General features: G+C 70.3%; 12 protein-coding genes. 9 read left to right on the plus strand and 3 right to left on the minus strand.

Annotation, left to right across the window (positions count from 1 at the left end; translation table 11 throughout):
- The 4 genes from AC32QD_RS11645 to lpdA all read left to right on the plus strand — a co-directional run.
- Nucleotides 1-1,786, plus strand: a 1,786-nt coding sequence (locus tag AC32QD_RS11645; RefSeq protein WP_492010671.1) for a 2-oxoglutarate dehydrogenase E1 component, incomplete at its 5' end; no start/stop codon positions are given.
- A gap of 22 nt (nt 1,787-1,808) precedes the next feature.
- Entirely contained in the window at nt 1,809-3,116 is a 1,308-nt protein-coding gene (odhB, locus tag AC32QD_RS11650; RefSeq protein ID WP_492010672.1) for a 2-oxoglutarate dehydrogenase complex dihydrolipoyllysine-residue succinyltransferase, read from the plus strand.
- Between the two features lie 37 nt (nt 3,117-3,153).
- The gene (locus AC32QD_RS11655) at nt 3,154-3,777 is read left to right on the plus strand and encodes a hypothetical protein (protein WP_492010673.1); all 624 of its coding nucleotides are present in this window, start codon (nt 3,154-3,156) and stop codon (nt 3,775-3,777) included.
- Between the two features lie 191 nt (nt 3,778-3,968).
- Complete coding sequence (lpdA, locus tag AC32QD_RS11660; RefSeq protein ID WP_492010674.1) at nt 3,969-5,360, plus strand: dihydrolipoyl dehydrogenase; 1,392 nt, start codon at nt 3,969-3,971, stop codon at nt 5,358-5,360.
- A gap of 24 nt (nt 5,361-5,384) precedes the next feature.
- On the opposite strand, the gene AC32QD_RS11665 is transcribed toward lpdA, so the two are convergent.
- From AC32QD_RS11665 to fsa, 3 genes are read right to left on the minus strand one after another with little or no spacing between them, the layout of a single operon-like run.
- Nucleotides 5,385-6,317, minus strand: coding sequence for a tyrosine recombinase XerC (locus tag AC32QD_RS11665; RefSeq protein WP_492010675.1), 933 nt, complete (start codon nt 6,315-6,317; stop codon nt 5,385-5,387).
- On the minus strand, nt 6,317-7,075 hold the full coding sequence (locus AC32QD_RS11670; RefSeq protein ID WP_492010676.1) for a DUF484 family protein: 759 nt from the start codon (nt 7,073-7,075) through the stop codon (nt 6,317-6,319). The genes AC32QD_RS11665 and AC32QD_RS11670 overlap by 1 nt, the downstream gene beginning before the upstream one ends.
- Nucleotides 7,072-7,761, minus strand: a complete 690-nt coding sequence (gene fsa, locus AC32QD_RS11675) for a fructose-6-phosphate aldolase (protein WP_492010677.1) — start codon at nt 7,759-7,761, stop codon at nt 7,072-7,074. Before fsa ends, AC32QD_RS11670 begins: the two co-directional genes overlap by 4 nt.
- A gap of 105 nt (nt 7,762-7,866) precedes the next feature.
- On the opposite strand from fsa, the gene AC32QD_RS11680 reads away from it, so the two are divergent.
- The 5 genes from AC32QD_RS11680 to AC32QD_RS11700 form a co-directional block, all read left to right on the plus strand.
- Nucleotides 7,867-10,062, plus strand: a complete 2,196-nt coding sequence (locus AC32QD_RS11680) for a primosomal protein N' (RefSeq protein ID WP_492010678.1) — start codon at nt 7,867-7,869, stop codon at nt 10,060-10,062.
- Nucleotides 10,063-10,502: 440 nt separating this feature from the next.
- Nucleotides 10,503-11,063, plus strand: a complete 561-nt coding sequence (locus AC32QD_RS11685; RefSeq protein WP_492010679.1) for a F0F1 ATP synthase subunit delta — start codon at nt 10,503-10,505, stop codon at nt 11,061-11,063.
- Nucleotides 11,064-12,602 carry a F0F1 ATP synthase subunit alpha gene (gene atpA, locus AC32QD_RS11690; protein WP_492010680.1) on the plus strand — a complete coding sequence of 513 codons (1,539 nt, stop codon included), beginning with the start codon at nt 11,064-11,066 and terminating at the stop codon, nt 12,600-12,602.
- 36 nt (nt 12,603-12,638) lie between these two features.
- Nucleotides 12,639-13,517, plus strand: a complete 879-nt coding sequence (locus tag AC32QD_RS11695; RefSeq protein WP_492010681.1) for a F0F1 ATP synthase subunit gamma — start codon at nt 12,639-12,641, stop codon at nt 13,515-13,517.
- 19 nt (nt 13,518-13,536) lie between these two features.
- On the plus strand, nt 13,537-14,046 hold a 510-nt coding region (locus tag AC32QD_RS11700), incomplete at its 3' end, for a F0F1 ATP synthase subunit beta (RefSeq protein WP_492010682.1).

A 14,046-nucleotide genomic window follows, 5' to 3' on the forward strand; every position in this document is an offset into this window, starting at 1 on the left:
GCTGATCCACGGCGACGCGGCCTTCGCCGGCCAGGGCGTGGTGGCCGAGTGCTTCGGGCTCTCGGGGCTCAGGGGCCACAAGACCGGCGGCACCATCCACATCATCGTGAACAACCAGATCGGCTTCACCACGGCGCCGCACCACTCGCGCTCCTCGCCCTATCCCACCGACATCGCCAAGATGGTGGACTGCCCGATCTTCCACGTGAACGGCGACGACCCGGAGGCCGTGGTGCACGCCGCCAAGGTGGCCACCGAGTTCCGCCAGAAGTTCCAGCACGACGTGGTCATCGACATGTTCTGCTACCGCCGCTACGGCCACAACGAGGCGGACGAGCCCAGCTTCACCCAGCCACTGATGTACAAGGCGATCAAGAAGCACCCCTCGACGCTCGAGATCTACTCCAAGCGGCTGATCGAGGAGGGGCTGATCGGCGCCGACGAGGTCGGCGAGGCCCGCGAGGCGTTCCAGAAGAAGCTGTCCGACGATCTCGACGCGGCCAGCAACTACCGGCCGAACAAGGCCGACTGGCTCGACGGCCGCTGGTCCGGGCTCGAGACCGGGCGCGGCGAGTACCAGCGCGGCCAGACGGCGGTGGCGATGCAACGGCTGAAGACGATCGGCGACCGCATCACCACGCTGCCCGATGACTTCAACGCCCACCGCACCATCAAGCGCATCTTCGACGAGCGCCACAAGATGATCGAGACCGGCGAGGGGCTGGACTGGGCGACCGCCGAGGCGCTCGCCTTCGGCACGCTCTTGGACGAAGGCTACCGCGTGCGGCTGGCCGGCCAGGACTCGGCGCGCGGCACCTTCAGCCAGCGCCACGCCGCCGTGATCGACCAGGAGACCGAGCAGCGCTACCTGCCGCTCGACAACATCCGCGAGGACCAGCCGCGCTTCGAGGCGATCGACTCCATGCTGTCGGAATACGCCGTGCTCGGCTTCGAATACGGCTTCTCGCTCGCCGAGCCCAACGCCCTGGTGCTGTGGGAGGGCCAGTTCGGCGACTTCGCCAACGGCGCCCAGATCATGATCGACCAGTTCGTCTCTTCGGGCGAGCGAAAGTGGCTGCGCATGTCGGGGCTGGTGATGCTGTTGCCGCACGGCTTCGAGGGGCAGGGCCCCGAGCACTCCTCGGCCCGGCTCGAGCGCTTCCTCCAGCTCTCGGCCGAGGACAACTGGATCGTGGCCAACTGCACCACGCCGGCGAACTACTTTCACATCCTCAGGCGCCAGCTGCACCGCAGCTTCAGGAAGCCGCTGATCCTGATGACGCCCAAATCGCTGTTGCGCCACAAGCGCTGCGTGTCGAAGCTCACCGAGATGGCCGAGGACTCGAGCTTCCACCGCGTCCTGTGGGACGACGCCGAGATGGGCCTGACCAAGACCAAGCTGGTCAAGGACGAGAAGATCTCGCGCGTGGTGATGTGCTCGGGCAAGGTCTACTATGACCTCGAGGAGGCGCGCGACGCCGCCGGGATCACGGACATCTACCTGATGCGGCTCGAGCAGTTCTACCCGTTCCCGGCGCTCAGCCTGACCCGCGAGCTGTCGCGCTTCAAAAACGCCGACGTCGTCTGGTGCCAGGAGGAGCCGAAGAACCAGGGCGGCTGGTTCTTCGTCGAGCCGAACATCGAGTGGGTGCTCGGGCGCATCGACGCCAAGGCGAAGCGGCCCACCTATGCCGGCCGGTCCGCCTCGGCCTCGCCGGCCACCGGCATGGCCTCGCGGCACAAGGCCGAGCAGGAAGCGCTGGTCGAGGCGGCATTGACGCTGTGATCCGAGGGGAGAGGACCCAAGCATGACCATCGAAGTCAGGGTGCCCACGCTGGGCGAGTCGATCACCGAGGCAACGGTGGCGAGCTGGTTCAAGCAGCCGGGCGACCAGGTCGCCGCCGACGAGGCGCTGTGCGAGCTCGAGACCGACAAGGTCTCGGTCGAGGTGCCCGCGCCCGGCGCCGGCGTCATGGGCGATCACGTCGCCGGCGAGGGCGAGACCGTGGAGGTCGGCGCCCTGATCGCCACCATCGAGGAGGGCGCGGGCGGCGCCAAGGCCAAGGCGAAGCCCGCCGAGCGCGCGGAAGAGCCCAAAAAGGAGAAGGCCGTGGCCAAGGGCGACGGCCAGGCCAAGGGCGACGGCGAGGCCAAGGACGAGGCCGCGGCGAAGCCCGCGAAGACGGGTGACGCCGACGTCGCCCCCTCGGCGCAGAAGCTGATGGCCGAGGCCGGCATCGGCGCCGACGAGGTCGAGGGCTCGGGCCGCGGCGGGCGCATCATGAAGGAGGACGTGCAGCAGGCGCTCAAGCGCCGCGACGAGGCCCCGGCCGCGAAGAAGGAGGCGCCCGAAGGGGGCGAGAAGAGGGACGAGAAGGCCGAGGCGCCCGCGCCCCGCGCGCCCGAGGCGGATGGCGGGCGCGAGCAGCGCGTGCGCATGACGCGGCTGCGCCAGACCATCGCCAGGCGCCTCAAGGAGGCGCAGAACACCGCGGCGATCCTGACCACCTTCAACGAGGTGGACATGAGCGCGGTGATGGCCACGCGCGCCGAGTTCAAGGAGCTGTTCGAGAAGAAGCACGGCGTGAAGCTGGGCTTCATGTCCTTCTTCGTGAAGGCCTGCGTGCATGCGCTGCACGAGCTGCCGGCCGTCAACGCCGAGATCGACGGGGCCGAGATCGTCTACAAGGACTATTACCACATCGGCGTGGCCGTCGGCACGCCGCAGGGCCTGGTGGTGCCGGTGGTGCGCGATGCCGACCGGCTGTCGTTCGCCGAGATCGAGAAGGCGATCAACGACCTCGGGGTGCGGGCGCGCGACGGCAAGCTCGGCATGGAGGACATGCAGGGCGGCACCTTCACCATCTCGAACGGCGGCATCTACGGCTCGCTGATGTCGGCGCCGATCCTGAACCCGCCGCAGTCGGGCATCCTCGGCATGCACAAGATCCAGGAGCGCCCGGTGGTCGTGGGCGGCCAGATCTTGGCGCGGCCGATGATGTACCTGGCGCTCAGCTACGACCACCGCATCGTCGACGGCAAGGAGGCGGTGACCTTCCTGGTGCGCGTGAAGGAGTCGCTCGAGGACCCGCGCCGGCTGTTGATGGACCTGTGACCGGGCGCGTCGAGGGAGCAGGCTAGGGAGCGGGCCGATGGCGGCCGGCGGCATCCTGTGGCTCGGCATCGACGGCCACTGGCCGGCGATGCATTTCGCCCGTCTGATGCACCTCATCGTGCGCTTCTATCGTTTCGAGGAACTGGTGGCGCTGAAGCGTAGCGGCGGGCCGGACCTGTTCGCCGGCCGGCTCGATCCGATTGCGCTCAAGCACCTCGCCGCCTTCGACTGGGTCGCGGCCTCGCTGATGAGCGCGCGCTTCAACGAAAGCTACGCGCGCTCGGAGGACTTCGTCGCCGACCTTGGCCTGTCCGACCCGCTGATCGCCGGCCTCGCCTATGGTGGGGCGGCGGAGTCGGGCGGCCACGTCGCCTTTGCCGGGGCGCCGGCGGTGATCGGCGCGATCCATGAGGTCTTCCGCGACGTGATGGCGCTGGCCGAGCGCGACCTCGCCACCGGCGACGACGCGCAGGGGCGCCTGGCCGCGCTCGAGGCGCTCTACCAGCGCATCATCCGCGAGAAGGCCGACATGATGGGCGCGATGGGTTACACGCTCACCGAGTTGCACGCCATCGTCTCGCCCTCGCTCGAGGACCTGCAGTTCCTCTCCAACGCCGCGGTGCAGGGGAGACTTCTGGCGGTGGAGCGGCGCGAGCGTTAACCATGTTTTGCGCCCAAATAGGAATCCTTTTGGAATCAATGGATTGACTGTGCGTCCAAATTTGGACACTCGAATCAGGCCGCGCCGGGGACGGGGACCGTCGCCGACGCTGTGGCGCGGCCATGGCGTTTCCTCGGCGCCGAAACTGCTCTACTTAGGGGGCGCGAGGCACCGGAATGGGAGGACAACAGATGGCCGACGAGTATGACGTGGTGGTGATCGGCGGCGGACCGGGCGGCTATGTGTGCGCCATCCGGTGCGCCCAGCGCGGCCTCAAGGTCGCCTGCGTCGAGGGCCGCGGCAGCCTGGGCGGCACCTGCCTCAATGTCGGCTGCATCCCCTCGAAGGCGCTGCTGCACGCCTCCGAGCAGCTGCGCGAGGCACGGGAGAACTTCCCCAAGATGGGGCTGTCGGCGAACGGGGTGAAGGCCGACGTCTCCAAGATGCTCGACTACAAGGACCAGGCGATCAAGTCGAACACGCAAGGGGTGGAGTTCCTGTTCAAGAAGAACAAGGTCACCTACGTGAAGGGCTGGGGCAGGATCGTCTCGGCCACCGAGGTCAAGGTCGGCGACGAGACGCTGAAGACCAGGAACGTGGTCATCGCCTCGGGCTCGGAGCCCGCCAGCCTGCCGGGCGTCGAAATCGACGAGAAGCGCGTGGTCACCTCCACCGGCGCGCTCTCGCTCGACAAGACCCCGAAGAAGATGGTGGTGATCGGCGCCGGCATCATCGGGCTCGAGCTCGGCTCGGTCTGGAGCCGGCTGGGCGCGGAGGTGACCTTCATCGAGTATCTCGACCAGGTCACGCCGGGCCAGGACGCCGAGGTGCAGAAGAACCTGCAGCGCATCCTCAAGAAGCAAGGGCTGGAGTTCGTGCTCGGCGCCGCCGTCGAGGGGGTCGAGAAGCTCAAGTCGAAGCTCAAGGTCAGCTACAAGCTCAGGAAGGACGACTCCGCCCACACGCTCGACGCCGACGTGGTGCTGGTCGCGACCGGGCGGCGCCCCTACACTGAGGGGCTCGGCCTCGAGGAGGCGGGCGTCGAGACCGACAACAAGGGCCGGGTCAAGACCGACGACCGGCTGCGTACCAGTGTCGAGGGCATCTGGGCGATCGGCGACGTGGTCTCCGGCCCGATGCTGGCCCACAAGGCCGAGGACGAGGGCATGGCTGTCGCCGACGAGATCGCCGGCGGCCACGGCCACGTGAACTACGGCGTGATCCCCTCGGTGATCTACACCTCGCCCGAGGTCGCCGCGGTGGGCAAGACCGAGGAGGAGCTCAAGCAGGCGGGCGTCGCCTACAAGGTCGGCAAGTTTCCCTTCATGGCCAACGGCCGCGCCAAGGCCAACCTGGCGGCCGAGGGCTTCGTCAAGCTGATTGCCGACAAGGAGAGCGACCGCATCCTCGGCTGCCACGTCATCGGCCCCTCGGCCGGCGACCTGATCCACGAGGTCTGCGTCGCCATGGAGTTCGGCGCCGCGGCCGAGGACCTGGCGCTGACCTGCCACGCCCATCCGACCTATTCCGAGGCGATGCGCGAGGCGGCGCTCGCCTGCGGGCTCGGCGCCATCCACGTCTGAGCGCGGCGGCGTCCGCGCCCGGCCTCAGCGCGCCGCGCCGCCGCCACGGGGGTGGGCGCGCCGGTAGACCTCCATCAGGCGGGTCTCGTCGACCCCGGTATAGACCTGCGTCGTGGCCAGCGAGGCATGGCCCAGAAGCTCCTGCACCGCGCGCAGGTCGCCGCCGGCGGCGAGCAGCTGCGTGGCAAAGGAGTGTCTGAGCGCGTGCGGCGTGGCCGAGGCGGGCAGGCCCAGCGCCATGCGCGCTGTGGCCATCGCCTTCTGGATCGGCCGCGGCCCGAGCGCCCCGCCGCGGGCTCCGATGAACAGCGCGTCGTTCGGCGAGGGGGCGTAGGGGCAGAGGCCGCGATAGCGCTCGATCGCGTCGCGCGCGGCCGGCAGCACCGGCACCTCGCGCTCCTTGCCGCCCTTGCCGATGACCCGGATCACTTCGCCCAGCGGCGCGTCGCGCTGGCGCAGCCCCAGCGCCTCGGAGATGCGCAGCCCCGAGCCCCAGATCAGCGTCAGCGCCGCCTGGTCGCGCGCCGCGATCCAGGGCGCGGCATCGGCGCTCACGGTCTCGAGCAGCGCGCGCGCGCCTTCCTCCGGCACCGGCCGCGGCAGGCGCGCCGGGCGCTTGGGGCTGCGCAGGACATGCAGCGCGGCGCAGTCGATCCCCTCGGCGGCCTCGAGCCAGCCATAGAACGCCCGCACCGCCGACAGCGCGCGGCCGAGCGAGCGGGCCGACAGGCCGCGGGCGCGCTCGGCCGCCATCCAGGCGCGCAGCTCGCTCAGCGTCACCTCGCCCAGCGCGGCGCGCCCCATCGGCTCGCCGCGGTGCCCGGCCATGAAGCCCAGATAGCGCGCCACGTCGTGCCGGTAGGCCTCGACCGTCCTGGGGCTGCGCCGGCCGACCGCCGAGAGCTGGCCGAGCCAGCGCGCCAAGAGCTCCGCCGCCCCCGCCGAGGCCTCGGCCATCAGGCGACGCCGGCGGCGTCGAGGTGGCGGGTCAAAAGCCGCTCGACCACGCCGCCGAAGAAGCTGAGAAGCTCGGTGCCCTGGTCCGGGGCGAAGCGGTCCGGGTCGGTGGCGCCGAAGGCCACCAGCCCGGCCGTGGCGCCGAGGTCGAGTAGGATCAGCGCCTCCGAGCGCGCCTGCGTGCCCGGCCCGAAGATCAGCTCGGCCTCGCTGCCACAGGGCCTGAGCGCCACCGGCCCCGCGCCCGGGTCGCCGTCGATGGCGAAATACTCGTTGACCGTGCCCTCGGGCACCAGCAGCACCCGCCCGTCGAGATTGCCCACCAGCTCGTAGCCCTCGACGATGTCCTCCACCTCGGCCTCGAGGCAGATCCGCCCGTCCTCGACGCCCACCATCGCCGGCACGTCGAGGGTGAGCCGGCGCAGGAACTCGCCCAGCGCCGGCGCGTCCACCAGCGCCAGCACGGCGCGGTGCAGCTGGCGCGTGCCGGCCACGTTCTCGTAGGCCGCCGCGATCACCGAGCGGTTGGTGCTGACGAGTTGCTTCAGCCGCCCCTCCAGCCGCTCCACCAGCCGGTCGCGCAAATCCACGATATTGCGCGCCGAGCCGGCGCCGGGCCCGATCAGCGCGCGCATGACCATGTCGTCGGAGAGCACGATCTCCGGGTCGGCGAGGATCAGCGAGCGGATCAGCTCGCGCTCCTCGGCGTCGAGGCCGAGGGCGGCCTGGGGCGCGGTCCCGGTCTCGCCGGTGGTCATCGATGCGCCGCCGCCACGGCCTCGTCCCGCTCGGCCAGAATCCTCTGGCCGGTCTTGGCCCAGTCTGCCAGAAACGCCTCGAGGCCCTTGTCGGTCAGCGGGTGCTCGACCAGCTTGCGCAGCACGCCGGGCGGCACCGTGGCCACGTCGGCGCCGATCTTGGCGGCGGCCGCGACGTGGTTCACCGTGCGGATCGAGGCGGCGAGAATCTCGGTCTCGAAGTCGTAGTTGTCGAAGATCTGGCGAATGTCCGCGATCAGCTCCATGCCGTCGAGCCCGATGTCGTCCAGCCGCCCGATGAAGGGCGAGACATATGTTGCGCCCGCCTTGGCCGCGAGCAGCGCCTGGCTGGCCGAGAAGCACAGCGTCACGTTGACCTTGTGGCCCTCGCCGGTGAGCCGCCGGCAGGCCTTGAGCCCCTCCCAGGTCAGCGGCACCTTGACCACGATGTTGGGCGCGATCTCGGCCAGGTGGCGGCCCTCCTCGACCATTGCCTCGGCCTCGAGCGCGGTGACCTCGGCGGAGACCGGGCCCTCGACGATCTCGCAGATCTGCCGGGTGATCTCGCGGAAGTCGCCGCCCGCCTTCATGATCAGCGAGGGGTTGGTGGTCACGCCGTCCAGGAGGCCCGTGGCGGCGAGCTCGCGGATCTCAGCGACATCCGCGGTGTCTACGAAGAATTTCATCGGTCGGGTCCTTGCGCGTCGGGGCGGTTGTGGAGGCTCGCTCGCGGCGCAATCTAAAGCATCGGCTTGGGGGCTCCAACCCCGGATTGCGCGGGCCGACGGCAAATGAGCGGGCCGCGATTCGAAGCCGGCGCGCGGGTCGGCGTGCTGCTGCCGATGCCCTTCGAGGGGCCGCTCGACTACGCGGTGCCTCAGGGCATGGCGCTGCGCCCGGGCGATTTCGTCTCGGTCCCGCTCGGCGCGCGGCCTGCCGTGGGCGTGGTCTGGGGGCCGGGCGACGCTGCGCTCCCCGCGGCCCGGCTCAAGCCGGTGGCGGCGCGACTGCCGGTGCCGCCGATGCCCGCGCCGATGCGCCGCTTCCTCGCCCGCGCGGCCGAGTACACCATGACGCCGCCCGGCATGATGCTGCGGCTGGCCACCCGGGTGCCCGACCTGGGCGCTGCGCCGCGCAGCGCCACGCACTGGACGCTGGGCGCGGCGCGCCCCGAGCGCATGACGGCGGCGCGGGTGCGGGTCATCGCCGTGCTCGAGGCGCATGGCGGCCTGGGCTTCCCGGCCGCCGAGCTGGCGCGCCTGGCCGGGGTGGCGCCCTCGGTGGTCCGCGGTCTGGCCGAAGCGGGGGCGCTCGTCGCCCGCGAGGTGCCGGGCGAGGTTCCCTATCCGCCGCTATGGGGGCAGGCGCCGGGCAAGCATCTGTCCGAAGCCCAGGCCGGGGCGGCGCAGGCGCTGCGCGCCGACGTGGCGGCGGGGCGCTTCGCGGCGACGCTGCTCAAGGGCGTGACCGGCTCGGGCAAGACGGAGGTCTATCTCGAGGCGGTTGCCGAGTGCATCGCGCGGGGCCGCCAGGCTCTGGTGCTGCTGCCCGAGGTGGCGCTCAGCCCGGGCTTCCTGACCCGCGTCGAGGCCCGCTTCGGCGCCCGCCCGGCCGAGTGGCACCACGGGGTGCCCGGCGCCGAGCGCCGGCGCTGCTGGCGCGCCGTGGCCGAGGGCGCGGCGCAGCTCGTCGTGGGCGCGCGCTCGGCGCTGTTCCTACCCTTTCGCGAGCTTGGCCTGATCGTCGTCGACGAAGAGCACGACGCATCGTTCAAGCAGGAGGAGGTGGTGCTCTACAACGCCCGCGACATGGCCGTGCTGCGCGCCTCGATCGAGGATGCCCTGGCCGTGCTCGCCTCGGCCACCCCGTCGCTCGAGAGCTGGGTCAACGCCGAATCGGGCAAGTATCGCCGCATCGACCTGCCCGAGCGCTTCGGCGCGGCGCTGATGCCGAAGATCCGGCTGGTGGATTTGCGCGCCGAGGCGCCGGGCCGCGACCGCTGGCTCTCCGAGCCGCTGGTCGGCGCGGCGCGGGCGCGCATCGAGCGGGGCGAGCAGGCGATGTTCTTCCTCAACCGCCGCGGCTACGCGCCGCTTACGCTGTGCCGCGCCTGCGGGCATCATTTCGGCTGCCCCCACTGCGACGCCTGGCTGGTGACGCACCGCTTCCGCGCCCGGCTGATGTGCCACCAGTGCGGGCACACCGAGCCTCTGCCCGCAAGCTGTCCGAATTGCGGCCGGGAGGATCGTCTGGCCTCCTGCGGCCCGGGCGTCGAGCGGCTGGCCGAGGAGGCCCGGTCGCTTTTCCCGGACGCGCGCATCGAAGCGCTCTCCTCCGACCTCGCCACGGGCCCCGAGGACGTGCGGGCGCGGCTGGCGGCCATCGCGGCCGGCGAGGCCGACATCGTGATCGGCACCCAGATGGTGGCCAAGGGCCACAACTTTCCGCTGCTCACGCTGGTCGGCGTGGTCGATGCCGACATGGGGCTGCACGGCGGCGATCTGCGCGCGGCCGAGCGCACCTTCCAGCTCTTGCGCCAGGTGGCCGGACGCGCCGGGCGCGCCGAGCGCCCCGGCACCGCGATGATCCAGACCGTCAGCCCCGACCACCCGGTGATGCGCGCCATCCTCTCGGGCGACGAGGAGGCGTTCTGGCGCGCCGAGGCGGCGGCGCGGGCTGCCGCGGGCGCGCCACCCTATGGCCGCATGGCGGGGGTCGTGGTCTCGGGCGCCGACGAGGCGCGTGTGTGGGAGGTCGCCAACGCGCTCGGCCGTGCCGGGCGCGTCCTTCATCGGGCGGGGGCCGAGCTGTTCGGCCCGGCCCCCGCCCCGATCGCGCGCCTGCGCGGGCGGGTGCGCGTGCGCCTGCTCGTCAAGGCGCCGAAGGGCGTGGCGCTGCAGGCCGCGCTGGCCGAGTGGCGGCACGCGGTGAAGCTGCCCGCCGCCGTCCGCGTGGTGGTCGACATCGACCCGCAGAGCTTTCTGTGAAGACCTGCCGGTTCCGCCACGAGCTGTTGACCGTGAATTCCGTGCGCAGAATGGGTTCACCGATTTCGATATATTATCGTGGTGTGCCGCGCGCGCAGGCTGCGCGCGGCGGCCGCCGAAACGCCGGGTCCCCGGCGGCCTTAGGCAGATCGCCTGGCCGGCCGGAGCCGCCGCAACGACGGCGAGCCGGCCCGACCTGGCAACGACAGGCCCGGCGCGTGCCACCCGGCCCCTGCGCCGCTGCGGGTGCGCCAGTGTCCGCGGCTGTGGCGCCCCGACAAGGTCGCTCGGGCGGTCCGACAGTGTTGCAAGCGCACGGGTCGTATGCTAGCGAAGCGGCGCGACGCCGGGGGGCTCCCCGCCGGGGTAGGGACGGCCCTTGGAAAATCGAAGCCCGGCCACTGGACCGGGCCAGTTCGGGAAGGCGACGGGAAGGGAAAGTGAGCAATTCCTCCATGCACGAGTCGGGCCCCGCAGGCCGCTACGCCAATGCTCTGTTCGAACTGGCGCAGGACGGCGGGGCGCTCGACGCGGCCGAGCGCGACATGCAGGCGCTGGGCGAGGCGCTCGAGGCCAGCGAGGATCTGCGCTCGCTGTGCACCTCGCCGCTCTACGACCGCGCCGAGCAGGTGCGCGCGATGGACGCGGTCACCGGCAAGATGGGGCTCACGGACCTGGTGCGGAAGACCGTCGGGCTTTTGGCCGCCAAGCGCCGGCTGTTCATGCTCGGCGACGTCATCGGGGTCTTCTCGCGCCTGATGGCCGAGCACCGCGGAGAGGTCACGGCCGATGTCACCGCCGCGCGCAAGATGAGCGATGCCCAGCGCGACGCGCTGGCCAAGACGCTCAAGGAGGCGATCGGCCGCGAGGTGAAGCTGAGCGTGACCGTCGATGAGGGCATCATCGGCGGTCTTGTCGTCAGGGTGGGCTCGAAGATGGTCGACAGCTCGATCCGCTCGCGGCTCGCAGCCCTTCAGAATGCAATGAAAGAGGTCGGGTAAATGGCAATCCAGGCATCGGAGATCTCTGCGATCCTCAAGGAGCAGATCAAGAACTTCGGCGAGGAGATCGAGGTCGCCGAGATCGGCCGCGTGCTCTCGGTCGGTGACGGTATTGCCCGCGTCTACGGGCTCGACGCCTGCCAGGCCGGCGAGATGGTCGAGTTCCCCAACGGCATCCGCGGCATGGCGCTGAACCTCGAGATCGACAATGTCGGCATCGTAATCTTCGGCGACGACCGCGAGATCAAGGAGGGCGACACCGTCAAGCGCACCGGCGCCATCGTGGACGTGCCCGTGGGCAAGGGGCTCCTGGGCCGCGTCGTGGACGCGCTGGGCAACCCGATCGACGGCAAGGGCGAGCTCAAGGCCGAGGAGCGCCGCGTCGCTGACGTCAAGGCGCCCGGGATCATCCCGCGCCGCTCGGTGCACGAGCCGATGGCCACCGGACTGAAGGCGATCGACGCGCTGATCCCGATCGGCCGCGGCCAGCGCGAGCTGATCATCGGCGACCGCCAGACCGGAAAGACCGCGGTGGCGATGGACGCGGTGTTGAACCAGAAGACCTACAACGCAGTCGCCGGCGACGACGAATCGCTCAAGCTCTACTGCGTCTACGTCGCGGTCGGGCAGAAGCGCTCGACGGTGGCGCGGCTGGTGGCCAAGCTCGAGGAGGAGGGCGCGATGGACTACTCCATCGTCGTCTCGGCCACCGCCTCCGAGCCGGCGCCGCTGCAGTATCTCGCGCCCTATTCCGCCTGCGCCATGGCCGAGTATTTCCGCGACAACGGCATGCACGCGGTGATCGTCTACGACGATCTGTCCAAGCAGGCCGTGGCCTATCGCCAGATGTCGCTGCTGCTGCGCCGCCCGCCGGGCCGCGAGGCCTATCCGGGCGACGTGTTCTACCTGCACTCGCGGCTGTTGGAGCGCGCTGCGAAGCTGAACGAGGACCAAGGCTCGGGCTCGCTTACGGCGCTGCCGATCATCGAGACCCAGGCGGGCGATGTTTCGGCCTACATCCCGACCAACGTGATCTCGATTACCGACGGGCAGATTTTCCTCGAGGCGGATCTGTTCTACCAGGGCATCCGCCCGGCGGTGAATGTCGGCCTCAGCGTCAGCCGCGTCGGCTCCTCGGCGCAGACCAAGGCGATGAAGTCGGTCGCCGGGCGCATCAAGCTCGAGCTCGCCCAGTACCGCGAGATGGCCGCCTTCGCCCAGTTCGGCTCGGATCTCGACGCCGCCACCCAGCGCCTGCTGAACCGCGGCGAGCGCCTGACCGAGCTGCTCAAGCAGCCGCAGTACTCGCCCCTGACCAACGCGGAGCAGGTCTGCGTCATCTTCGCTGGCACGCAGGGCTATCTCGACGACATGAAGGTGGCCGACATCGGCAAGTTCGAGGCGGCGCTCCTGAACGAGCTGCGCAACAACCAGCAGGACCTGCTCGACGACATCTCCAAGAACGACCGCAAGGTCGAGGGGGAGCTCGCCGACAAGATCCGCGCGGTGATCGAGAGCGTGAAGAAGACCCTCGCCTGAAGCGGCCGAGCCGGACACTGAGAGGAGCACGGAGGCATGCCCAGCCTCAAGGACCTGCGCACCAGGATCAACTCGGTCCGCTCCACGCGCAAGATCACGAGCGCCATGAAGATGGTGGCCGCGGCCAAGCTGCGGCGCACCCAGGAGGCCGCCGAGAGCGCCCGTCCCTATGCCGAGCGCATGGAGGAGGTGCTCTCGAACCTCGCGCGTTCGGCCAAGGACAGCCCGATGGCGCCGCCGCTCCTTGTCGGCACCGGCGCGGACGCGACGCATCTTCTCGTGGTCGCCACCGCCGAGCGCGGGTTGTGCGGCGCCTTCAACTCATCGATCGTGCGGCTGGCCAAGCAAAAGGCGCTGGCCCTGACCCAGGAAGGCAAGACCGTCAAGATCCTCACGGTCGGCCGCAAGGGGCGCGAGCAGCTCCGCCGCGAGTGGGGCCAGCACATGGTGGGCCATATCGACCTGTCCGAGGCGCGCCGGATCGGCTTCCAGCACGCGCAGAAGACCGCCGATGACATCCTGAAGCGCTTCGACGAGAGCGAGTTCGACGTCGCGCACATCTTCTTCAACACCTTCAAGACCGTGCTGACGCAGGAGCCGACCGAGCGGCGCCTGATCCCCGCCGCCGTCGGCGAGGAGGCCGAGGACAGGGGCGAGCGCACCAACTACGAGTATGAGCCCGACGAGGACGAGATCCTCGCCGAGCTCCTGCCGCGCAACCTCGCCGTGCAGGTGTTCCGCGCGCTGCTCGAAAACGCCGCTTCCGAGCAGGGCGCGCGCATGACCGCGATGGACAACGCCACCCGCAATGCCGGCGAGATGATCGAGCGGCTGACCATCGAGTACAACCGCACCCGCCAGGCGACGATCACCAAGGAACTGATCGAGATCATTTCGGGCGCCGAGGCGCTTTGAGAGACGCAAGGAGACAACAATGGCCAAGCAGCCCTTTGGCAAGGTAACCCAGGTGATCGGCGCGGTCGTCGACGTGCAGTTCGACGAGCACCTGCCCGCCATCCTAAACGCGCTCGAGACCGACAACCACGGCTCGCGCCTGGTGCTCGAGGTGGCGCAGCATCTCGGCGAGAACACGGTGCGCTGCATCGCCATGGACGGCACCGGCGGACTGGTGCGCGGCCAGGAGGTGAAGGACACCGGCGCGCCGATCGCGGTGCCGGTGGGCGGGCCGACGCTGGGGCGCATCATCAACGTCATCGGCGAGCCGGTCGACGAGCGCGGCGAGATCAAGGTCGAGGAGACCCGGCCGATCCACCAGCCCGCGCCCGAGTTCGTCGACCAGTCCACCGAGTCCGAGATGCTCGAGACCGGCATCAAGGTCGTGGACCTGCTGGCGCCTTACGCCAAGGGCGGCAAGATCGGCCTGTTCGGCGGCGCCGGCGTGGGCAAGACCGTGCTGATCATGGAGCTGATCAACAACATCGCC

This window comes from Thermohalobaculum sp. (genome assembly GCF_058622915.1).